This is a genomic window from Amycolatopsis thermalba (genome assembly GCF_023376025.1).
Lineage (GTDB): Bacteria > Actinomycetota > Actinomycetes > Mycobacteriales > Pseudonocardiaceae > Amycolatopsis_E > Amycolatopsis_E thermalba.
Genome location: NZ_CP091196.1, coordinates 6,181,988 through 6,203,032 on the forward strand (window position 1 = coordinate 6,181,988; position 21,045 = coordinate 6,203,032).

The window sequence follows — 21,045 nt, forward strand, 5'->3', positions numbered from 1 at the left end:
CACGGTTTCCTTTCTCCTCACGCTTCCAGCACGACCGCGAGCCCCTGGCCCACGCCGATGCAGATGGCCGCCAGGCCGTAACCACCGCCGCGGCGGCGCAGCTCGTAGGCCAGCGACGCGAGAATGCGCCCGCCGGAGGCGCCCAGCGGGTGGCCGATGGCGATCGCGCCGCCGTTGACGTTCACGATCGACGGGTCGAGCTTGGGCCAGTCGGCGAAGCAGGACAGGCACTGCGCGGCGAACGCCTCGTTCAGCTCGACCGCGGCCAGCTGCTCCCAGCCGATCCCGGCGCGCTCCAGCGCGATCTCCGCCGCCCGCACCGGGCCGATGCCGAACACGTCCGGGTCCACACCCGCCGCGCCCCGCCCGGCGATGCGCGCCAGTGGCGTCTTGCCGAGCCGGTCGGCCGCGGCCTGGTCGCCCAGCAGGACGGCGGAGGCGCCGTCGTTCAGCGGGGAGGCGTTGCCGGCGGTGATGGTGCCGTTCTGGCGGAACGCGGGCTTGAGCTTGCCCAGCTTCTCCAGCGTCGAGTCGGCGCGGATGCCCTCGTCGCGGGTCAGGTCGGTGCCGGGGACGGGCACCACGTGGTCGTCGTAGAAGCCGGCGTCCCACGCCTTCGCCGCGTTCTGGTGGCTGCGCAGCGCGAACTCGTCCTGCGCCTCGCGGGTGATGCCGTACTTCTCGGCCAGCCGCTCGGTGCTCTCGCCCAGCGAAATCGTCCACTGCTCGGGCATCTCCGGGTTGACCATGCGCCAGCCCAGGGTGCTCGAATGCAGCGTCTGGTTCGCCGGGGAGTACGCCTTCTCCGGCTTGAGCAGGATCATCGGGGCGCGGGTCATCGACTCCACACCGCCCGCGACGACCAGCGAGGCGTCGCCGGTCGCGATGGTGCGGCTGGCCTGCATCACCGCGTCCAGGCCGGAACCGCACAGCCGGTTCACCGTGGTGCCGGGCACCGAGGTCGGCCAGCCCGCGAGCAGCGCGGCCATGCGCGCCACGTTGCGGTTGTCCTCGCCGGCCTGGTTGGCGTCGCCCAGCACGACCTCGTCGACGGTGCCCGGGTCGAGGTCGTTGCGGGCGGCCAGCTCACGCAGCACGTGCGCGGCCAGGTCGTCGGGGCGGACCCCGGCCAGGGCGCCGCCGTAGCGGCCGAACGGGGTCCGGATCGCGTCGAGAACGAATGCGTCGCTCACTTGGCCGCCTTCAGTTCACGCAGGGCCTGGAGTTCGGCCTCGGTGGGCGGGGGCGTGGTCTCCAGCTCCGGGGCCACCTTCAGGTCCCAGCCGGTCGCCTCCTTGACCTGCTCGACCGTGACGCCCTCGTGGACCTGGGTCAGCACGAGCTCGGCGGTCTCCGGGTCGGGCCGCATCACGCCCAGGTCGGTGATCACCAGGGTCGGGCCCGCGCCGGGCAGGCCCAGCTTCTCCCGCTCGCCCTTGCCGCGGCCGTGGCCGAAGGAGGTGATGAAGTCGACCTGCTCGACGAAGCTGCGCTTGCTCTGCCGCACCACGACGTAGACCTCGTGGCAGCTCGCGGCGATCTCCGGGGCCCCACCGGCACCGGGCAGGCGGACCTTCGGGTCGGCGTAGTCGGTGCCGATGACGGTGGTGTTGATGTTGCCGAACTTGTCCAGCTGGGCCGCGCCGAGGAAGCCGACGTCGATGCGGCCGGGCTGCAGCCAGTAGTTGAACACCTCCGGCACGCTGATCACGGCGTCGGCGGTGTCGGCGAGGATGCCGTCCCCGATCGACGCGGGCAGCCGGGTCGGCTTCGAGCCGAGCGTGCCCGACTCGTAGATGAGCACCAGGTCCTCGGCGTGGGTGCGGCGCGCGAGGTTGGCCGCGGTGGAGGGCAGGCCGATGCCGACGAACACCCGCTGGCCACCGGTGAGGGCGCGGGCCGCGGCGATCGACATCATCTCGTCGGACGTGTACGTCCGCTCGACCGTCGCTGTCACTGGGCCACCTCCTGCGTCTTGCGGGACACCCGCACCCGGTCGGCATCCACGAGCGGGGCTTCGCCATGGTCGCTCGTGGCTGCCTCCGTGCCGAACACCTTCTCGTCCAGCCAGCGCTGGAACGAGTCCCTCTCCCGCCCAATGGAATCCCAATACGCGTAATACTCGTTGTCGCGCTCCGAGTACCCGGCCGCGTAGGACGGATGCGCCCCGTTCGGGACCTCGGCGACCGCCGTGACGGCCCAGGTCGGCAGGATGACCTGACCGGGCATCGGGGTCAGCTCGTCGACGATCTCCTCGACGGTGACCAGGCTGCGCTTGGCGGCCAGCACCGCCTCCTTCTGCACGCCGACCAGGCCCCACATCTGCACGTTGCCGGCGCGGTCGGCCCGCTGCGCGTGGATGATCGAGACGTCCGGGTTGATCGCCGGCACCGCGGCCAGCTCCTCGCCGGTGAACGGGCAGGTGATCGTCTTGATCGTGTCGGTGTGCTTGGGCAGGTCCGTGCCGCGGTAGCCGCGCAGCACCGCGAACGGCAGCCCGGAGGCGCCGGCGACGTAGCGGTTGGCCATCCCCGCGTGGCTGTGCTCCTCGATCTCCAGCGGCACCGGCCAGGAGTTCTGCACCGCGTCGCGGAAGCGGTGCAGCGAGCCCACGCCCGGGTTGCCGCCCCAGGAGAAGATCAGCTTCTTCGCGCACCCGGCGCCGATGAGCTGGTCGTAGACGATGTCGGGCGTCATCCGCACCAGCGTCAGGTCCCTGCGCCGCTGGCGGATGATCTCCTGCCCCGCCGCGTGCGGGATCAGATGGGTGAATCCTTCGAGGGCGACCGTGTCCCCGTCGTGCACCAGCTGGGCGACGGCGTCACGGAGCGACGTTATCTCGGCCATTGAGCTGCTTCCGTTCGCATTACGCACACAAGTTCTACATATGAACATAGCGGGCGGTCCGGAGCCGCGCAAGGAAGGGTGGACGCATGAGTGGACCCGAAATCGATCCGGTGACGGCCGAGAGCGAGCAGCAGGACGCCGACATCGGCGGCGAGCACACCGAACCCACCTACCGCGACCAGGACCCCGAGGTCGGCACCGACGAAGCCGAACCGGAGGGCAAAGGCGGCCCCGGAGGCATGGACCCCGAATAGCGCGCGCGGCCACCGATCCTGCGAAGCTGGAGCCCATGCGAATCGTGGTGACGCGGCGGGTTCCGGAAGCAGCGATGGTGGTGCTCCGCGAGGCGGGCGAGGTCTGGGTGTCCGGCGAGGACCGGCCGCTGCGCCCCGACGAGCTGCGCGAAGCGGTGCGCGGCGCGGACGCGGTGGTGTGCATGCTGCACGACCGCGTCGACGGCGCGGTGGCCGACGCGGCCGGGCCGCAGCTGAAGGTCGTGGCCAACGTCGCGGTCGGCCACGACAACATCGACGTGCCCGCACTGGCCGAGCGGGGCGTGACGGTCACGAACACGCCCGGCGTGCTCACCGACGCGACCGCGGACCTCGCGTTCGGCCTGCTGCTCGCCGTGACGCGGCGCATCGGCGAGGGCGAGCGGCTGCTGCGGGCGCGCCGGCCGTGGTCGTTCCACCTCGGCTTCATGCTCGGCTCCGGCCTGCAGGGCAAGACGCTCGGCATCGTCGGGCTGGGCCAGATCGGGCAGGCGATGGCGCGCCGCGCCAGGGCGTTCGGCATGCGGATCGTCTACAGCGGACGGTCGCGGGCGAAGCCGGAGGTGGAGTCGGCGCTGCACGCGGAGCACCTGTCGTTCCTGGAACTGCTCCGGACCGCCGACGTGGTGTCGCTGCACTGCCCGCTGACCGCGGAGACGCGGCACCTGATCGACGCCGAAGCGCTGGGCGCGATGAAGCACAGCGCGTTCCTGATCAACACCACGCGCGGGCCGGTCGTGGACGAGGCCGCGCTGGCCGACGCGCTGCTGCGGCGCGAGATCGCCGGCGCCGGGCTGGACGTGTTCGAGAAGGAGCCGGAGGTCGAGCCGCGGCTGCTGGAGCTGGACAACGTAGTCGTCACCCCGCACCTGGGGTCGGCGACCGTGGAGACCCGCACGGAGATGGCGCTGCTGGCGGCGCGCAACGTGGCGGCGGTGCTCTCCGCCGAGGGGGCCGTTAATGAGGTGCGGCCGGACGGTGATCGCTCCTAGTCTTCGCGGCGTGCGACTGAGCGGACAGGTCCTGATTCTCGACGCCGACGACACGTTGTGGGAGAACAACGTGGTCTTCGAGCGGGTCATCGACGACTACCTGGACTGGATCGCGCATCCGACCCTGGACCGCGCCGCGGTGCGCGGCATCCTGGACGACATCGAACGGGCGAACGCGGTCACGCACGGCTACGGGACGAAGGTGTTCCTGCACAGCCTGGCGGAGTGCTTCGAGAAGCTGAACTCCCGGCCCGCGACGTCCGCGGAGCGGGACCGCATCGAGGAGCTGGCGGCGGCGCTGATCCACCACGAGATCGAGCTGATCCCCGGTGTCGCCGAGACGCTCGACGAGCTGGGCTCGCGGCACGAGCTGATGCTGCTGACCAAGGGCGACCAGGAGGAGCAGCAGCGCAAGATCGACGCCTCCGGGGTGGCGCACCACTTCCGCGAGGTGCACATCGTGCCGGAGAAGGACGTCGAGGTGTACCGCGGCCTGGCGGCGGCGCGGATGCTCGCGCCGGAGTCGACGTGGATGATCGGCAACTCGCCGAAGTCGGACATCCGCCCGGCACGCGCGGCGGGGATGAACGCGGTGTTCATCCCGAACGCGCACACGTGGGTGCTGGAGCACGACGAACTGGACGATGCCGACGAGCGGGTGCTGCGGCTCGGGACGTTCACGGAGCTGCTGCACCACTTCTAAGTTGCGTGGCACGCATATTTGCGTGCCACGCAAGTTCTGTACCGTGGAGTCATGGGCCTGCGGGAGCGGAAGAAAGCCGAGACGCGCTCGGCGATCAGCTGGGCGGCGATCCGGCTGACCGTCGAGCGCGGGTTCGACAACGTGAAGGTCGAGGACATCGCCGACGCCGCCGGCGTCTCCCCGCGCACGTTCAACAACTACTTCTCCAGCAAGGGCGAGGCGATCGTGGCCCGCCACGCCGACCGCATCCGCAACTTCGCCGGGGCACTGCGCGACCGCCCGGCGGACGAGCCGCTGTGGGACGCGATCAGCGTCGCGGCCACGGCCCAGTTCGGCCCGGACCCCGCCGCGGCCGAAGCCCCGGTGGCCGATCCGGCGACCTGGACGTCCGGCGTGCGCGCGATGCTCGCCGAGCCCGCCCTGCAGGGCGATCTGCTCAAGGCCGGCGCGCTCGCGGAGGCCGAGATCGCCGCGGCGGTCGCCGACCGCACCGGCACCTCGGTCGAGCGGGACCTGTACCCGCACCTGGTGGCGTCCGCGGTCGTGGCCGCCGTGCAGACCGCGATCGGCCACCACCTCCGCACCGAACGCCCGGTGCCCGACCTGCTCACCGAAGCGCTCGCGCGGCTCTCCGCGGGCCTGTAACTCCACTGTGGACGATCAGCCCGGGCGTGCTCCCGGGCCGCTGTCCCCTGCCCGGAAGGACTTCCCCATGATCGACGTCGTCATCGCGGGCGGCGGGCCCACCGGCCTCATGCTCGCCTGCGAACTCGCACTGGCCGGCGCTCGCCCCGTCGTCCTGGAACGCCTCGCCGAGCCCGGCATCGAGCGGCGGGCGAACGGCCTGGTCGGCGAGGTCGTGCGCATGATGGACCGGCGCGGCCTGTACGAGCGGCTGACCGGCACCCCCGGCGCTCCGGAGCCCGTCCGCGGGTTCGTGTTCGGCGCCTTCCCGCTGCCACTGGCCGACCTCCACCACAACCTCTACACGCTGCCGGTGCCGCAGCGGCGCATCGAGGAGGTGCTCACCGAACGCGCGGCCGAACTCGGCGTCGACGTCCGTCGCGGGCACGAGGTCACCGGGCTGGTCCAGGACGAGGACGCGGTGACCATCGAGGTCGGCGGGCGCGAGCCGGTGCGGGCGCGGTTCCTCGTCGGTGCGGACGGCGGGCACAGCGTGGTGCGCAAGCTGGCCGGCATCGGATTCCCCGGCGTGACCTCCGACGAAGCCGTGTCGTACTCGGCGGACGTCTCGGTCCCGCCCGAGATCCTCGGCCCCGACGGCGAACTGGTGGTGCCCGGTTTCGGCGTCGTGCCGCCGTTCCAGCACCTGCGCACCGAGCGCGGAATGATCACCTGGGCACCGTTCCCCGGCCGGAACCCGACGCTCAACACCATGGAGTGGGGCCTGCCCGCGGACGGTGAGGCGTCCCTGGCGGAAGTGCGCGCCAGCGCGGCCCGCATGCTCGGCGTGGACCTGCCGCTCGGGCCGCCGACGGATGAGGGACCGCACCTGATGCGGCGCCTGTTCGGCGGGAACACCCGGATCGCCGAGCGCTACCGGGACCGCCGGGTTTTCCTGCTCGGCGACGCCGCGCACGTCCATTCCGCGATCGGCGGCCCCGGCCTCAACCTCGGCCTGCAGGACGCGGTCAACCTCGGCTGGAAGCTCGCGGCGGCGGTGCGCGGCGACGTGGACGTGCTGGACACCTACGAGTCCGAGCGGCGCCCGGTCGCCCAGCGCGTCGCCATGCACACGCAGGCGCAGTCGCTGCTGCTCCGGCCGGGCGGCGAGGTGACCGCGTTCCGGGAACTGTTCGCGGAGCTGCTGGCCCTGCGCGGCACCCGGCAGCACCTCGCCGACCTGCTGGCGGGCGCGGACATCCGCTACGACATGGGCACCACCGGAGAACTGGTCGGGCAGTTCGCGCCGGACCTGGTGGACCAGCGCGACCTCACCCACAGCGGCCGGGCCCTGCTGCTCGACCCGACCGGGCTGCTCGACGCCGCGCCGTGGCGGAAGTCCGTCGACGTCGTCGAGATGCCCGATCTGGACTGCGCGTTCCTGCTGCGGCCGGACTGCTTCGTCGCCTGGGCGGGCGCCGACCAGGACGGCCTGCACGAAGCGCTCACGAGGTGGTTCGGCCCCGGAACGCACTGAGGGAGGACACCGTTTCCGGCATCCTCCCTCAGCGGAAGTCCTGCGATCAGGCGGTCGGCGCCTCGGCCTGGGGCAGGACGGCGAAGTTCAGCTGCCCCTGCTCGTCCTGCTGGACGTCGAGCACCTTGTCGTCCAGGAAGATCGCGGCCTGCGGCTCCAGGAACACCTTCGCACCCCCGTCCGCGCCCACGACCTGGTCCCCGTCCTCCGGAGCCGGTGCCACGGACAGCGCCAGCTGGGCGCCGCTGTCCTGCTGGGCCTGCACGGCGAAGCGCAGGCCACCACTGTCGGTCTGGCCCTCCTGTGCCGTCAGGGCGCTGATGGCCTCGGCGGCGGCATCGGTCAAAGCGAGCATCGTGTCAGTCCCTTCGCGTCACGTGCACTCGTACCTCCGACCGTAGGGGCACGCTTCGGGGCACGCTGTCCAGCACCCGCCGTCACCGCCGATCACGGTGGGTTTCGCCAGGTCAGCGCAGATGTGACGGCCGTCACACCGGGTCTTCGTCCGGCGGTGTCCGGATCGCGTCGGGCACCGAGCCCGGCGGGTTGTCCGCCTTCTGGTCCACCGCGTCGCCGAGGTTCTGGCCAGGGTCGGGGGCCTCGGCGCGGACACCGGTCTCGTCCGCCGGCACGTCCTCCGGCTGGACGTCCGGGCGCTCCTGCGCCAGCCGTCCGTCGAGGCTCTCGCCCTCGCGCACCTCGTTCGGCGTCGTGCCGAACCGGTCGGAGGCCATGTACCGCTCCGGCGGCTCGACGCCCTCCTCGAGCGGGTCGACGCGCAACCGGTCCTCGTCGAGGTCCTCCGCGCTGTTCAGCGCGGCCGGGTCGCTCTCCACCGCGTCGGGGACGGGATGGCCATGAGCCTCACTCATCGGTCCTCCTCACCTGCTGGTTCCAGCGGTGGCGATACCCGAGCGGCAGGCCGGGCAAACCCGAGATCAAGCTCACGTGCTTGTAGAGTACAAACAATTGCTGAGCATAGGTAAGTTCTGAACCATGACCGCGACGTGGATCAGCGGGCCGGTGGCTCGGGCGGCGCCCGCCGCACCCCGCCCGGCCGAGCACCACGCGGTCGCCTGGTACGTCGTCGCCGGGGTGCTGACGACCGGCCTGCAGGAAGTGCTCTTCCTCGGCGCGCGCCCGCTGCTGGGCGCGGTGGTCGCGAACACGCTGGCCATCGCGCTGACCACGATCGCCAACACCGAGTTCCAGCGGCGCGTGACGTTCGCCGGCCGTCCCGCCTCACCCGTTCGGCTGCACCTGCAGTCCGTGGGGACGTTCGCCTTCTACGCGGGCTACGGCTCGCTCGTGCTGTTGTCGTTACATCTGTTCACCCCGAGCCCCTCGGCCACGCTGCAGGCGGTGACCCTGGCGGCGGCGAGCAGCCTGGGCGGTATCGTCCGGTTCGCGTTGCTGCGCTGGTGGGTCTTCCCGAACCGGTGACCTGCGTGTTGTCACACCGCCAAGTGGTGTGTCACTTGTGCGCTCGCCTGTTCGCCGGTGCTCGGTTCGCGCGTCTGGAGAACGCGATCGAGCGGGGTGTTGCGGCAAATGGGGTATGTCTAGTTGAAATCTGGACTGTCGGGCGACCACCACTTACGATTACGCACAGTCGCGTCGGTGACGGGTCGGCAGGGACCTAGAGGGAGTACCCGTTCACCGAGAGTAACTCGAAACGCGGGCCCCCGACGGCGACCGGTCGACGGGTCATCGTTGTTGTCGTTGGGGAGCCGACCATGCGAACGAGTGTCCCGCCCAGCACTGCCACCCTCAGATCCGCGCCCGAGGCGCCGGGGCTGACACCCCAGGCCTTTCCTCGGGCCTCACAGCGGCTCACGAAGGAAGAGCTCGACCCGGTCGTCCGCGAGGCGGCCACCGGTGAGCGCGGAGCCGTGGACCGCCTGATCCAGATGATCACCCCGGTCGCCGTCCGCTACTGCCGCGCCCGGCTCGGTGGCCGCGACCTGTCCTACCTGTCGGCGGACGACGTGGCGCAGGAGGTCTGCCTGGCCGTCCTGCACGCGCTGCCGCAGTACCAGGACCGGGGCGGATCCTTCCTCTACCTGGTGCACGCCATCGCGTCGAACAAGGTCGCCGACGCCTACCGCCTGGTCTCCCGGGACCGGTCGGACCCGGTCGCCGAGCTGCCGGAACGCCCGCTGGCCGACAACGAGCCGGAGAAGCACGCGCTCGACGTCGACCTCGGCGACCGGCTGACCAGGCTGCTCGCCACGCTTCCGCAGCTGCAGCAGGAGATCCTGACGCTGCGGATCGCCGTCGGGCTGTCGGCGAACGAGACGGCCGAGGCGCTGGGCATCTCGGCCGGCAACGTCCGCGTCACGCAGCACCGCGCGCTGGGCAAGCTGCGCGCGATGGTCACCCGCGACGGCGACCTGCTCGGCTAGTCGCCGTAGGCCTGGGTCAGGGCGGGCAGCAGCTCGTTCGAGGCGAACTCGAAGAACCCGTCCTGGTGCTCGCCGCCGATCTGGACCAGCGCCAGATCGGTGAAGCCGGCGTCGGCGAAGGCCTGCGCGCTCTTCACGATCGGCTCGACGTCCGGCCCGCACGGGATGGACTGCGCGACCTCGTCGGGCGTGACGAACTGGGTCGCGCCGGCGAACCCGGACGTGCCGGGCAGCTCGGCGTTGACCTTCCAGCCGCCGCCGAACCAGCGGAACTGCTCGTGCGCCCGCTGCTTGGCCGCCTCCGGGTCGCGGTCCCAGCACACCGGCAGCTGCGCGTACTTGCGTGAGGTGTCCTGCCCCAGCTGCGCGCGCTCCTCGTCCCACGCGTGCAGCAGCTCGGGCTTCGGCTCGGTGGCGATCAGCGCGTCGGCCACCGGGGCGAAGCGCGACACCGACTGCCTGCCGGACACGGCGACCCCGATCGGGGTGCGCCGCTCGGGCAGGTCCCACAGCTTCGCCGAATCGACCCGGTAGTGCTGACCCGAGTAGTTGACGTACCCGCCGTCGAAGAGGTCGCCGATGATCGCCAGCGCCTCGCTCAGCATCTCGTGCCGCACGTTCACCGGCGGCCACCCGCGGCCGACGACGTGCTCGTTCAGGTTCTCGCCCGCACCCAGCCCCAGCGTGAACCGGTCGTCCGACAGCAGGGAGATGGTCGCCGCCTTCTGCGCCACCACCGCCGGGTGGTAGCGCATGAGCGGACAGGTCACGAAGCTGAGCAGCTCGACGCGTTCGGTCACCTGCGTGACCGCGCCCAGCACGCTCCACGCGTACGGGGCATGACCCTGTTCGTCGAGCCAGGGCGAGTAGTGGTCGCTGCACACCTCGAACGCGAACCCCGCCTCCTCGGCGGCCGCCGCGTGCCGGACCAGCTCCTTCGGCCCGGCCTGCTCGGTCATCAGGGTGTAACCGAAACGCACTCCTGCTCCTTCTCAGCGCTGGACAGCAGCTGCTTGCGTCGCGTGATCATCGCCCGGCGCTCGGTCTCGTCGAGCCCGCCCCAGACGCCGAAGGGCTCCTCGGCGGTGAGCGCGTGGTGCCGGCACTCGACGATCACCGGGCAGGACATGCAGATCTGCTTGGCCCGCGCCACCCGGTCCGCCCGCGCGAAGCCCCGCTCGCCATCGGGGTGGAAGAACACCGAACTGTCCAAGTTCCGGCAGTTGCCGTGCCGCTGCCACTCCCACGTTTCGGCAACAGGCACCGGGAGCCGTGACGTGTCCGCCATCTCGACCTCACCTCCGCGACCATCTCAGTTGCGCGCAGGACTACCCCGGTTTTTCGGCCACTACACCTGCCGGCCCAGCGCCAGCCGCTTCTCGAACCAGTGATCGGCGTACAAGCGTTGCTCAGGGGCCGCGATCTCGCGGTAGCCGTGTTTGGCGTAGAGGCTGCGAGCCTCCACCAGATCGTGCCGCGTGTCCAATCGCATCCGGGTGGAACCCAGCCGCTGAGCTGCGATTTCGGCGGCGCGGAGCAGTTGGTCGCCACCGCCCTGGCCGCGCGCGGCGGGACGGACGAACATCCGGGTCAGCTCGGTGGTCGTGACGTCGAGCACTCTGATGCCGACGCAGCCGGTCACCACATCGTGGGACCGGGCGAGCAGGAAGAGGCCGGTGGGCGGGACGAGGTCGTCACTGGGGTCGTCGGCCATCGCGGCGTCGAGTTCGGCCTCGCTCGCGGGCCGGCCGTAGTAGCGGCTGGCGACGTCGTCGAAGTAGGCGCGCAGGATCGCCTGCGCGGCGGGGTCGGTCACCAGGACCGGGTCGATCGTCCACACGGGTCCATACTGGTGCCGCGGTAAAGCGAATATCAGTCGGAACCGGTTAGGGTGGCCGGCATGGCTTACGACGTGGTCCTGTTCGGCGCGACCGGCTTCACCGGCCGGCTCACCGCGGAGTACCTGGCCCGGCACGCCCCCGACGACTGTCGCTGGGCGCTCGCCGGCCGCAGTCGCACCAAGCTCGAAGGTGTGCGGGATGCGCTGGGGCCGAAGTTCGCCCAGCTGCCGCTGCTCTACGCCGACGTCACCGACCCCGCGTCGCTGAAAGCGGTGGCCTCCTCCGCGAAGGTCGTGATCACCACGGTCGGCCCGTACGTGCAGTACGGCGAGCCGCTGGTGGCCGCGTGCGCCGAGGCCGGCACCGACTACGTGGACCTGTGCGGCGAGCCCGAGTTCACCGACCTGATGTACGTCCGCCACCACGCCCGCGCCGCCGAGACCGGCGCCCGCATCGTGCACGCGTGCGGCTTCGACTCGATCCCGCACGACCTGGGCGTCTACTACACCGTCCAGCAGCTGCCGGACGACGTGCCGATCCGCGTGCGCGGCCAGGTGCGCGTCGGCGCCACGTTCTCCGGCGGCACCTACGCCTCCGCGCTCGGCGCCGCGTCCCGGCTGCTGCCGATGCTCCAGGCCGCCCGGGAGCGCCGGAAGCTGCAGCACCGCCCCGAAAACCGCCGGGTCCGCGCGGTCACCGGGACCCCGCGCCGCGACGGGGAGACCGGCCACTGGCTGGTGCCGCTGCCGACGATCGACCCGCAGATCGTCGTCGGCTCGGCGCGCGAGCTGCCCGAGTACGGGCCGGACTTCACCTACAGCCACTACGCGGCGGTCAAGCACCTGCCGGTGCTGGCGGGCGGGCTCGCCGGGCTGGGCGCGGCGGTCGCGCTCGTGCAGCTCCCGCCGGTCCGCAAGGCACTGGGCAACCTGCGCAAGCCCGGCGAGGGCCCCAGCGAGCAGCGGCGCGCGAAGTCCTGGTTCAGCGTGCGGTTCACCGCCGACGGCGGCGGCAGGCGCGTGGTCACCGAGGTCTCCGGCGGCGACCCCGGTTACGACGAGACGGCGAAGATGCTCGCCGAGTCCGCGCTGTGCCTGGCGCACGACGACCTGCCCGCCCGCGCCGGGCAGCTCTCCCCCGCCGCCGCGATGGGCGACGCGCTGCTGACGCGGCTGAAGAACGCGGGGCTCACGTTCCGGACCCTCCCGTCCTGAACCACCCGGACGGGGGATAGCGCCGACACGAACCCCGACCTGCTTAAACACAGTTCAAGCCGGGCCTTACAGTGATCGTATGGCTCGATTGACGCGCGCGGAAAGTCAGGCGCACACGCGCCGCCGTCTCCTGGTCACCGCCACCGAACTCTTCCTCCGCGACGGCTACACCGCGACGTCGCTGGAACGGGTGGCCGAGGAGGCCGGGTTCTCCAAGGGCGCCGTCTACTCCAACTTCCGCAACAAGGACGAGCTGTGCCTGGCCGTCCTGGACGGGGTGCGCGCGGAGAAGGCGGCGTCGGTGGACGCGACCCTGTCCCGCACGGACAGCCTCGAGGAGCTGCTGGCGGCCTTCGCGGTGTGGGCCGCGGGGACCGGGGGCGACCAGGCGTGGATCCGGCTGGAGGCGGAGTACCTGCTCAACTGCCGCCGCGACCCGGACCTGCTGACCCGGCTGGCGAAGAGCAACGCCGAGATCGCCGACCTGGTGACCGAGTTGCTGAACACCAACGCGCGACGGCTGGGCGTGCGGCTGCCGATGGACGCCCGGCAGGCGGCGTACGCGCTGTTCAGCATCACGCTCGGGCTGGGCCTGCTGCGCTCGGTGGACCCGGCCATCGGGGTCGAGTCGTTCACGTCGGTGGTGCGGCTGCTCGCCCAGCCGGCGGAGGTGACCGTGCCGGAAGCACGAACGGCGACCCACACGCCGACGGGCGGCGCGGATTCCTCGGCGCACCGGGACTGAGCGCAGTCCGGCCGGGCGGCGGTCAGCGGGGCGGCAGCGCGTGCAGTTCCACCTGGTCCAACCGCCCCGCGTGGATCCGCGCCGTCAGATACGTGTGCTCCGGCTGGCGGCGCCGGTCCGTGGGCGAACCGGGGTTGAGCAGCCGCAGGCCGGACTCCGCCACGGTGTCCCACGGGATGTGGCTGTGCCCGAACACCAGCACGTCCACATCCGGGTACTCCCGCGCGCACCGCGCCTCCCGGCCCTTCGCCGGGCCCGTCTCGTGCACCACGGCCAGGCGCACGCCCGCCAGGTCGGCCCGCGCCACCTCCGGCAGCCGCGCGCGCAGCTCGGGCCCGTCGTTGTTGCCGTACACCCCGATCAGCCGCCGGCTGCGCGACTCCAGCTCGTCCAGCAGCGCGACCTCCACCCAGTCCCCCGCGTGCACCACCACGTCGGCCCGGGACACCTCCCGCCACAGCTGTTCCGGCAGATCACGCGCCCGCTTGGGCACGTGCGTGTCGGACATGATGAGGAGCCGCATGGTCACCGGTCTATCACGCTGGGCCACCCGAAGCAGGGCACCGATTCCCCCGCCCGTAACCTTCATCCGGGTTGTCCGGATCAGGAGGGGTGAGCCTTGACGCAGGAACCCGCGTGGCCCACGACCGACGACGAGCGGACCGAGGTCATGACCCCGGTCACCGACGTGCTGCCGAAGGTGACGCAGGAGCCACCGCGCCGGAAGCGGACCGCCCGGCGCGCCGGGATCATCGCCGCATCGGTGCTCGGCGTGCTCGCCGCGCTGTACGCCGTCGACCTGCTGATCAGCCAGGGCACCGTGCCGCGCGGGGTCACCGTCGCCGGTGTCGAAGTCGGCGGGCTCAAGCGCACCGCGGCCGAGGACAGGCTGCGCGACGAGATCGAGCCGCGGCTGACCGCGACCATCCCGGTCCGCGCCGGTGACACCACCGCCGCGATCGACCCGGGCACCGCCGGCCTCACCCTCGACTGGCCGTCCACATTGGACCAGGCCGGCGACCAGCCGCTCAACCCGTTCACCCGCATCGCGTCGTTCTTCAGCGACCGCGAGGTCGGCGTGGTGACCCACGCGGACGAGGACAAGCTGGCCGCGGCCATCGAGGAGCTGCGGGCCCGCACCGACCGGCTGCCCGTCGAGGGCACGATCCGGTTCGAGGAGGCCCAGCCCGTCGCGGTGGCGCCGCAGCCCGGCCAGCAGCTGGACGCCGCGGGCGCCAAGAACGAGGTGCTGCGGCACTGGGCGACCGGTCAGACGCTGACCCTCCCGGTGACGACCACGCCGGTGCAGGTCTCCCCCGAGGCCGTCCAGGCGACGCTGGAGGGGTTCGCCAAGCCCGCCGTGTCCACGCCGCTGGTCATCCGCGGCGAGGGCGCCGACGCGACCCTGTCGCCGGAGGCCGTGGCCGCCGCGCTGTCGTTCGAGCCCGGCGACGCCGGCACCCTGGTGCCGAAGGTCGACCACAACAAGCTCATCGAGGCGGCCGGCCCGCAGCTCAAGCCCTCCGAGAAGGAGGGCAAGGACGCCCAGATCGTGTTCGAGGGCGGCCGTCCCACGGTGCAGCCGTCGGTGGACGGCAAGGGCGTCGACTGGAACCCGACCCTGCAGCCGGTGTTCGACCTGCTCAAGACGCCGGGCAAGCACGAGCTGGTCGCCAAGTACCACACCACCCCGGCGAAGGTGACCACCGAGCAGGCCAACCAGCTCGGCATCACCGAGGTCATCGGCGAGTTCACCACCGGCGGGTTCGCCGCCGACTCGGGCGTGAACATCCGGACCGTGGCGCAGAAGGTCAACGGCGCGATCGTCAAGCCGGGCGAGACGTTCAGCCTCAACGGGTTCACCGGCCCGCGCGGCAAGGCCCAGGGGTACGTCGAGGCCGGCGTGATCGAGAACGGCGCCCCGGCCCGTGAGGTCGGCGGCGGCATCTCGCAGTTCGCCACGACGCTGTACAACGCGGCCTACTTCGCCGGGCTGAAGGACGCCGGGCACAAGGAGCACAGCTACTACATCAGCCGCTACCCCGCCGCACGGGAGGCGACGGTGTTCCAGAGCGCCGGTGGCGCCAGCGTCATCGATCTGAAGTTCACCAACGACTCCGACACCGGCGTGGCCATCCAGACCATCTGGACGCCCTCGTCGATCACCGTCAAGTTGTGGGGCACGAAGCGGTACACGGTGGAGTCGATCCCGGGGCCGAAGACGAACTTCGTCCCGCCGCAGGAGAAGCCCGGCCCAGCGGAGAACTGCCACGCCTCCAACGGCGCGCAGGGCTTCACCACGAGCGACACCCGGGTGCTGCGCGACGCGAAGACCGGCCGCGAGGTGAAGCGCGAGACCCGCACGGTGCACTACAACCCGCAACCGAAGATCGTCTGCCCCTGACGGGCGCGAAAGGGCCGCACCGTCTCCCGGTGCGGCCCGGGACTGGGTTTCCGGTTCCGATCTTCCGGGAGCAGTTGTGTGCCTGCGCGGAGGCTGAGGGGTCCTGGGGTCCTGCCACGCAGCGGTTGCGGCCAGGCGGATGAGCCGCTGCCGGCCGAGGTAGCTTACCTAGGAAAAGCGCGCCCGGTGCGGTCCAACAAGAAGGGGCCGCACCGGCTCCCGGTGCGGGCCCGGGAGTCGGACTGAGTTTCCGGTTCCGCTCCCGGGGAACAGTTGTGCGCCTGCGCGGCGGCCGCTGCCGTGCGAATGAGCCGCTGCGGGCCGAGGAGGCTTATCTAGGAAATTGCGTCCTCGCGCCGATGCGGTCCCACAAAAAGGGCCGCACCGACTCCCGGTGCGGCCCCTTTTCGCTAAGTCAGGACGCGCGCTTGATCTCCTCGAGCCGCACCTGCACGCCGTCCAGTACGCGGTCGACCGCGTAGTCGAACAGCTCGGCGAAGTAGTCGCGGTTCTTCTCCGGGTCGTGCAGCCGCTCGTGCACCGTCTCGGCGAGGGTGGCCAGCCCGGACAGGTTCGGGTCCGGCGGCGGCGCGCCCCACCCACCGGAGATCTGCGCCTTCGCCTCGTCGGCCTTGCGCTGGTCGTCCTCCAGCGAGATGAACAGGCAGGCCTGGCTGACCAGCAGCCGGCACACCATGGCGGCCTCGTCCTGCTCGAACCCGGCGCGCAGGAGTGTCCTCATCGCACGGTCCACAGTGGGCCCACCGGCCTTGACCGACGGGCCGTTGAGCGCCACCCGGCGCGCCACGCCCGGGTAGCGCATGAACACCACCCGCAGGTTGGTGAGGAACTGCCGCCACCAGGGCCGCCACTCCAGCTCGGCCGGCGGGAGCTCGTACATCGCGATGACGCGGTCGACGACCGCGGTCACCACCGTGTCCCGGTCACCCACGTGGTGGTAGATCACCGCCGGATAGGCGTCCACCGCGCCGGCGAGCTGGCGCAGCGTCCACGACTCGACCCCGTGCCTCGCGGTCAGCTCGAGCGCCGCGTCGATGATGCGATCCGGGGTGACCGCGGGAAGCCCCGCCGCGTCACGGGAACGCGGGCGGCCGGGCACGGGAGCAGACTTCGCCATGGCGTAACCCTAGCTCCCCCGTGTTGGCGCGCCAGTCAACACCGCCGCCAATCGTGATGAAAACGGCTCGCCAAGGGGAACCGGTCCTGGGAGGCTGGACGGGCAAGCGCGTGACATCCAGGAGGTCGCATGTCCGAGAACAGTTCACCGGGCGAATCCGAAGACGACGTCAAGCGCAGGTTCCGCGAGGCTCTCGAACGCAAGCAGGCCAACGCCCAGTCCTCCGGCCGCCACGACGGCGGCGGCGGCAAGGGCGGCCACGTGCACGGTCACGGCCCCGCGGCCAGCAAGCGCACCTTCCGGCGCAAGAGCGGCTGAGCGGACGGCGTGGGTGCCCGCCGCGGCACCCACGCCGTCACCCGGTCAGGGCGTGAAGGTCTCCAGGTGGTCGACCACGACGAACCGCGACGCCGGGGACGCCGCGGCCACCGCCGACCGCAGCGCCGCCAGGCCGCCCCAGTCGCGGGCCGGTTCGGTCAGCGGGTGGTCGAAGTCGTCCCAGTGCGTCGGGACGACGTACGGCGGCTGCCCGAGCACGCGCAGCAAACGGCCCACGTAGTCGGCGATCTTGCCGCCACCGGCGGGCAGCAGCACGACATCCGGACGTAAACCCTCCAGTTCCGACTCGACGTAGTTCGAGCCGCCGAAGTCGATCACGCTGCCGCCCCACGCCGAGGTCACGTGGTACGCGAGCGTGCCACCCTCGACCAGATCCTGAATATATTTCGGCTTGGGCAGGTGTCCGAGCCCGAAACCCGGCCGCGTCCCCGGAAACGGCACCGCGGCGCGTGCGCCGGACGCCGAATGCAGCGAGCGCAGGATGCGGATCGTGTACCCGTCGAAGGTGAGGAACTCGCCACCGCTCGCCACCGCCAGCTGGTCCTCCGGCGCCCCCAGCGCGGCCATCAGGTTCAGGTGCGTCTCGGTCCCGTACACGGTGGCGCCGGTTTTCCGCGCCAGGTAAGGGACATCGGTCAGGTGGTCGTAGTGCCCGTGCGTCACCAGGATGTGGTCGGCCCGCAGCTCGCCGCTGTCCACGTAACGGTCGATGAGGCCCGTGTCCACGGTCAGCCGGGTCTTCGGGTCCGCCCCCTCCGGCGAGTAGGTCCCGGTGCGGAACCGGGTCAGCCACGGGTCGATCAGGACCGTCTTCGTGGCCGTGCCGTCGGCGCTGGGCATCCGGATCTCCCAGCTGTTGTTGCCCCACCAGCGCAGCGTGAGTCCCCCACCGGTCGCGGCCCGGGCGGCCGCGGGCGCCGCGCCGGCGAGGACGGCGGCGGCCCCCAGGCCCACCCCGAACACCCCGCGCCTGCTCAGTCGATCAGTCATGGCGCCACCCCAGCACGGAACTGGTACGGCTGTCCAAGACCAGACCGGCCCGCTCGCGATACGCCGGCCGATATCGTCGCAGCGTGGACCCCCTGCGCGCGTTGCGTTACTTCGTCGTGGTCGCCGAAGAACTCCACTTCGGCCGCGCCGCGGACCGGCTCGGGATCGCCCAGCCGCCGCTGAGCCAGCGCATCCGCAGGCTCGAGGACGACCTCGGCGCGCGGCTGTTCGACCGCGACAGCAGGCGGGTGGAGCTGACCGAGGCCGGGCAGATCCTGCTCGCCGAATCCCGCGACCTGCTGGCGCGGTGGGAGCGGATGCGCACGCTGGTCGGCAAGGCGCACCGGGGCGAGATCGACGCGCTGCGGGTCGGGGTGCCGCCGGAGCTGGCCGGGCGGGTGCTGGCCGATCTGCTGACCGCGTTCGGCCGCGCGTGCCCGGACGTGCGGCTGGACCTGCAGGAGCTGACGACGACCGAGCAGGTGCGGCTGCTGGCGGACCGCGAGCTGGACGCCGGGCTGCTGCAGCACCCGGTGGACGTGTCCGGGCTCGAACTGGGCCCGGCGGTGCAGACGCCGCTGGGGGTCGTCCTGCCGCGGGATGCGCCGCTGGCGGCGCGGTCGGAGCTGGCGCTGGGCGACCTGGCCGGGCACGGGCTGGTGCTGTTCCCGCGCGCCGCCGCGCCCGGCCTGTACGACGCGACGCTGCGGACCTGCTGGGAGCAGGGGTTCCGGCCGTCGCACGTGCGGCACGCGCGGAACCCGGAGTTCGTGCTGGGGCTCGTGCTGTCCGGCCACGGCGTGGCGTTCGACCAGGGGCTGGTGGCGCGCAAGGAGCCGCGGGTGGTGTGGCGGCCGCTGGTGGCCGGATCGCTGTCGTGGCGGATGTCGGTGGCCTGGCCCGCGGTCAACCCGCATCCGGAGGCGGCGCGGCTGGCGGAGGTCGTCGCGGACGTGCTGGCGCGCGACGGCGTGACCACGCTCGCGCCGGTTCAGGACCCGGTGCAGCGGCCGTGGAGCGTGGTGTTCGGGCGGTCGTGAGCGATGTCCTCGATGGCGGCTCGCGCGGCCGCGCCGACGGCGTGGTCGACGTCCGGCAGGCGGGACTCCAGCGTCGGCGCCCTGGTGAACACCGCGACGGCGTAGCGGGCGCCGTCCGGGTACTCGGCGACGCCGATCTCGTTGCGCACGGCGAGCAGTGAGCCGGTCTTGCCCCACACCCGGACCTGGGGCGGGAAGGCGGCGGTGAGGCGGTGCCAGTTGACCTGCTGTCCCATGAGCTGCCGGACCCAGCGGCACGCCTCGGGCGGGCCCGCCGTGTCACCGGCGATGGCGGCCAGCAGGGTGGTCATGTCGCGCGGGGTGGTCGCCGAGGTCCGCAGCGGGTCGAGGGCTCGGGTGGCGAACACCTCCGCGACGGGCAGGGCGGGGAAGCGGCGGGCGAAGTCGGCGGCGTCGCGGGCGCCGATGTCCTCGGCCATCGTGGCGACGACGTCGCGGGGCGAGCCGATGACGCGGGTGCGGGCCAGGCCCAGCTCCCGGAGCAGGGAGCGCACGTTGTCCAGGCCGACGCGGTCGAAGAGCAGGTCGGCGGCGGTGTTGTCGCTGACCGAGAGCGCGAAGAAGGCCGCGTCGCGCAGGCTCAGCTCGACGTCGTCGGCGCAGCCCGCGGTTCCGGTGCCGCCGAGCCGGTCGGCGGCGGTGACGCGGAGGCGGTCGGCGGGGTCCAGCTGCCCGGCGGCGACCTGACGGGCCAGCTCCAAGACGAGCGGGACCTTGACCACCGAGGCGAGCACGACCGGCTCGTCGGGGCCGAGACCGGACTCGCCGGTACAACCGAGGCAGCGGGCGTGCAGCCAACCGCGCACGCCCGCCGCGTCGAAGATCTTCCCCGGTGTCACACGGTAAGGATGGACCGCAGCCTGCCGACCTCCGACATGCGGCGCTCCGCCAGCCGGTCGGCGGCCGTGGCCGGCGGCACGCCCTCGGCCTTGGCCAGCTCGAACACGGCCTTCGTGGTCTCGAAGATCCCGGCGGCCGTGCGCTTGGCCCGCTCGAAGTCGAAGCCGTGCAGCTCGTCGCTCACCTGGATCACGCCGCCCGCGTTGACCAGGTAGTCCGGCGCGTACAGCACGCCACGGTCCTCCAGCGACTTCTCGATCCCGGGATGGGCGATCTGGTTGTTCGCGGCGCCGCACACGACCTCGGCGCCCAGCTCGGGCACGGTCGTGTCGTTGAGCGCCCCGCCCAGCGCGCACGGCGCGAACACGTCCAGCGGCATCCGCAGCAGCGTCGCGTTGTCCGCCACGACCTCGACGGCCGGGTACGCGGACTTCACCCGCTCGATCGCCGCCGGGTTGACGTCGGTGACCGACACCCGCGCGCCGGCCTCGACCAGGTGGCCGACGAGGATGTGCCCGACCTTGCCGACGCCGGACACACCGACGTGCCGCCCGGCCAGGTCCGCGCTGCCCCACCGGAACTCGGCGGCGGCCCGCATGCCCTGGAACACGCCGAACGCGGTCAGCACCGAGGAGTCGCCCGCGCCGCCGTGGTCGGGGGAGCGGCCGGTCACGAAACGGGTCTCGCGGGCGATGACGTCCATGTCGGCGACGTAGGTGCCCACGTCGCAGGCGGTGTAGTACCGCCCGCCGAGCGACTGCACGAACCGGCCGTAGGCACGCAGCAGCGCCTCGGTCTTGGTGGTCGACGGGTCGCCGATGATGACGGCCTTGCCGCCGCCGAGGTCGAGCCCGGCGAGGGCGTTCTTGTAGGCCATGCCCCTGGACAGCGCGAGGACGTCGTCGAGGGCGTCGCTTTCGCGGCTGTAGGGGTAGAAGCGCGTGCCGCCGAGCGCGGGGCCCAGCGCGGTCGAGTAGATGGCGATGATCGCCTTCAGGCCGCTCGCCTGGTCCTGGCAGAACACGACCTGTTCGTGACCGCTTTCGCGGCCGAACACTCCATCCGTCACGGTGGTGACTCCTCATCTGCGACC

24 protein-coding genes and 1 pseudogene are annotated in these 21,045 nt (G+C 71.9%); 12 read left to right on the forward strand and 13 right to left on the reverse strand.

Annotated elements, in window-relative coordinates; genetic code table 11:
* Positions 1 to 17: 17 nt before the first annotated feature.
* From L1857_RS29945 to L1857_RS29955, 3 genes and pseudogenes are all read right to left on the reverse strand, one after another.
* On the reverse strand, positions 18 to 1,193 hold the full coding sequence (locus L1857_RS29945) for a thiolase family protein (protein ID WP_094006280.1): 1,176 nt from the start codon (positions 1,191 to 1,193) through the stop codon (positions 18 to 20).
* Positions 1,190 to 1,918, reverse strand: a complete 729-nt coding sequence (locus L1857_RS29950; RefSeq protein ID WP_094006296.1) for a CoA-transferase subunit beta — start codon at positions 1,916 to 1,918, stop codon at positions 1,190 to 1,192. Before L1857_RS29950 ends, L1857_RS29945 begins: the two co-directional genes overlap by 4 nt.
* Before the next feature lie 122 nt (positions 1,919 to 2,040).
* Positions 2,041 to 2,847: pseudogene (locus L1857_RS29955) on the reverse strand (CoA transferase subunit A); the annotation flags it as partial.
* Between the two features lie 86 nt (positions 2,848 to 2,933).
* On the opposite strand from L1857_RS29955, the gene L1857_RS29960 reads away from it, so the two are divergent.
* The 5 genes from L1857_RS29960 to L1857_RS29980 all read left to right on the forward strand — a co-directional run bounded on the left by L1857_RS29960 (position 2,934) and on the right by L1857_RS29980 (position 6,975).
* Positions 2,934 to 3,101, forward strand: coding sequence for a hypothetical protein (locus L1857_RS29960; RefSeq protein WP_167481586.1), 168 nt, complete (start codon positions 2,934 to 2,936; stop codon positions 3,099 to 3,101).
* A 35-nt stretch (positions 3,102 to 3,136) separates the two neighbouring features.
* Positions 3,137 to 4,111: a 2-hydroxyacid dehydrogenase gene (locus L1857_RS29965; RefSeq protein ID WP_116110672.1), complete on the forward strand. Its 975-nt coding sequence runs from the start codon at positions 3,137 to 3,139 to the stop codon at positions 4,109 to 4,111.
* Positions 4,112 to 4,121: 10 nt separating this feature from the next.
* Positions 4,122 to 4,814, forward strand: coding sequence for an HAD family hydrolase (locus L1857_RS29970; RefSeq protein ID WP_233157325.1), 693 nt, complete (start codon positions 4,122 to 4,124; stop codon positions 4,812 to 4,814).
* A 51-nt stretch (positions 4,815 to 4,865) separates the two neighbouring features.
* A complete protein-coding gene (locus tag L1857_RS29975; protein ID WP_249466970.1) occupies positions 4,866 to 5,459 on the forward strand; it encodes an acyl-CoA-like ligand-binding transcription factor in 594 nt (197 codons plus the stop codon).
* Positions 5,460 to 5,526: 67 nt separating this feature from the next.
* Complete coding sequence (locus L1857_RS29980) at positions 5,527 to 6,975, forward strand: FAD-dependent monooxygenase (protein WP_249466975.1); 1,449 nt, start codon at positions 5,527 to 5,529, stop codon at positions 6,973 to 6,975.
* Between the two features lie 46 nt (positions 6,976 to 7,021).
* Here L1857_RS29980 and L1857_RS29985 read toward each other — a convergent pair whose 3' ends face one another.
* Together L1857_RS29985 and L1857_RS29990 are read right to left on the reverse strand one after the other, a co-directional pair.
* A complete protein-coding gene (locus L1857_RS29985; RefSeq protein ID WP_094006275.1) occupies positions 7,022 to 7,330 on the reverse strand; it encodes a HesB/IscA family protein in 309 nt (102 codons plus the stop codon).
* Between the two features lie 133 nt (positions 7,331 to 7,463).
* Positions 7,464 to 7,847: a hypothetical protein gene (locus tag L1857_RS29990; protein WP_094006274.1), complete on the reverse strand. Its 384-nt coding sequence runs from the start codon at positions 7,845 to 7,847 to the stop codon at positions 7,464 to 7,466.
* Between the two features lie 124 nt (positions 7,848 to 7,971).
* Between L1857_RS29990 and L1857_RS29995 the strand changes: the two genes are divergently transcribed.
* Both L1857_RS29995 and shbA read left to right on the forward strand, forming a co-directional pair.
* Positions 7,972 to 8,418 carry a GtrA family protein gene (locus L1857_RS29995; protein ID WP_116110669.1) on the forward strand — a complete coding sequence of 149 codons (447 nt, stop codon included), beginning with the start codon at positions 7,972 to 7,974 and terminating at the stop codon, positions 8,416 to 8,418.
* Positions 8,419 to 8,711: 293 nt separating this feature from the next.
* Entirely contained in the window at positions 8,712 to 9,380 is a 669-nt protein-coding gene (shbA, locus tag L1857_RS30000) for an RNA polymerase sigma factor ShbA (protein ID WP_205413243.1), read from the forward strand.
* Here shbA and L1857_RS30005 read toward each other — a convergent pair.
* From L1857_RS30005 to L1857_RS30015, 3 genes are read right to left on the reverse strand one after another with little or no spacing between them, the layout of a single operon-like run.
* Positions 9,377 to 10,360, reverse strand: coding sequence for a TIGR03557 family F420-dependent LLM class oxidoreductase (locus L1857_RS30005; RefSeq protein WP_116110668.1), 984 nt, complete (start codon positions 10,358 to 10,360; stop codon positions 9,377 to 9,379). The two genes, shbA and L1857_RS30005, sit on opposite strands and share 4 nt — an antisense overlap.
* A complete protein-coding gene (locus L1857_RS30010; RefSeq protein ID WP_094006271.1) occupies positions 10,339 to 10,668 on the reverse strand; it encodes a WhiB family transcriptional regulator in 330 nt (109 codons plus the stop codon). Before L1857_RS30010 ends, L1857_RS30005 begins: the two co-directional genes overlap by 22 nt.
* 60 nt (positions 10,669 to 10,728) lie before the next feature.
* Positions 10,729 to 11,220 carry a GNAT family N-acetyltransferase gene (locus L1857_RS30015; protein WP_116110667.1) on the reverse strand — a complete coding sequence of 164 codons (492 nt, stop codon included), beginning with the start codon at positions 11,218 to 11,220 and terminating at the stop codon, positions 10,729 to 10,731.
* Positions 11,221 to 11,280: 60 nt separating this feature from the next.
* On the opposite strand from L1857_RS30015, the gene L1857_RS30020 reads away from it, so the two are divergent.
* Positions 11,281 to 12,435: a saccharopine dehydrogenase family protein gene (locus L1857_RS30020; protein WP_116110666.1), complete on the forward strand. Its 1,155-nt coding sequence runs from the start codon at positions 11,281 to 11,283 to the stop codon at positions 12,433 to 12,435.
* Positions 12,436 to 12,514: 79 nt separating this feature from the next.
* Positions 12,515 to 13,180, forward strand: a complete 666-nt coding sequence (locus L1857_RS30025; RefSeq protein ID WP_116110665.1) for a TetR/AcrR family transcriptional regulator — start codon at positions 12,515 to 12,517, stop codon at positions 13,178 to 13,180.
* Positions 13,181 to 13,202: 22 nt separating this feature from the next.
* Here the strand turns inward: L1857_RS30025 and L1857_RS30030 are convergent, their stop codons facing one another.
* Positions 13,203 to 13,703, reverse strand: coding sequence for a metallophosphoesterase family protein (locus L1857_RS30030; RefSeq protein ID WP_116110685.1), 501 nt, complete (start codon positions 13,701 to 13,703; stop codon positions 13,203 to 13,205).
* Positions 13,704 to 13,799: 96 nt separating this feature from the next.
* Here L1857_RS30030 and L1857_RS30035 point away from each other — a divergent pair, with 96 nt between their 5' ends.
* A complete protein-coding gene (locus tag L1857_RS30035) occupies positions 13,800 to 15,584 on the forward strand; it encodes a VanW family protein (RefSeq protein ID WP_249466980.1) in 1,785 nt (594 codons plus the stop codon).
* 415 nt (positions 15,585 to 15,999) lie between these two features.
* Here L1857_RS30035 and L1857_RS30040 read toward each other — a convergent pair whose 3' ends face one another.
* Positions 16,000 to 16,722 (reverse strand): TetR/AcrR family transcriptional regulator, encoded by a 723-nt coding sequence (locus L1857_RS30040; protein WP_094006267.1) that lies wholly within the window; start codon positions 16,720 to 16,722, stop codon positions 16,000 to 16,002.
* A gap of 129 nt (positions 16,723 to 16,851) precedes the next feature.
* Here L1857_RS30040 and L1857_RS30045 point away from each other — a divergent pair, with 129 nt between their 5' ends.
* On the forward strand, positions 16,852 to 17,040 hold the full coding sequence (locus L1857_RS30045) for a DUF5302 domain-containing protein (RefSeq protein WP_094006266.1): 189 nt from the start codon (positions 16,852 to 16,854) through the stop codon (positions 17,038 to 17,040).
* A gap of 45 nt (positions 17,041 to 17,085) precedes the next feature.
* Here the strand turns inward: L1857_RS30045 and L1857_RS30050 are convergent, their stop codons facing one another.
* Entirely contained in the window at positions 17,086 to 18,051 is a 966-nt protein-coding gene (locus L1857_RS30050; protein WP_116110663.1) for an MBL fold metallo-hydrolase, read from the reverse strand.
* 83 nt (positions 18,052 to 18,134) lie between these two features.
* Here L1857_RS30050 and L1857_RS30055 point away from each other — a divergent pair, with 83 nt between their 5' ends.
* Entirely contained in the window at positions 18,135 to 19,091 is a 957-nt protein-coding gene (locus L1857_RS30055) for a LysR family transcriptional regulator (protein ID WP_249466989.1), read from the forward strand.
* On the opposite strand, the gene L1857_RS30060 is transcribed toward L1857_RS30055, so the two are convergent.
* Both L1857_RS30060 and L1857_RS30065 read right to left on the reverse strand, forming a co-directional pair.
* A complete protein-coding gene (locus tag L1857_RS30060) occupies positions 19,043 to 19,951 on the reverse strand; it encodes a serine hydrolase (protein ID WP_116110661.1) in 909 nt (302 codons plus the stop codon). The two genes, L1857_RS30055 and L1857_RS30060, sit on opposite strands and share 49 nt — an antisense overlap.
* Positions 19,948 to 21,021: a Glu/Leu/Phe/Val family dehydrogenase gene (locus L1857_RS30065; protein ID WP_249466992.1), complete on the reverse strand. Its 1,074-nt coding sequence runs from the start codon at positions 21,019 to 21,021 to the stop codon at positions 19,948 to 19,950. Before L1857_RS30065 ends, L1857_RS30060 begins: the two co-directional genes overlap by 4 nt.
* Between the last annotated feature and the right edge of the window lie 24 nt (positions 21,022 to 21,045).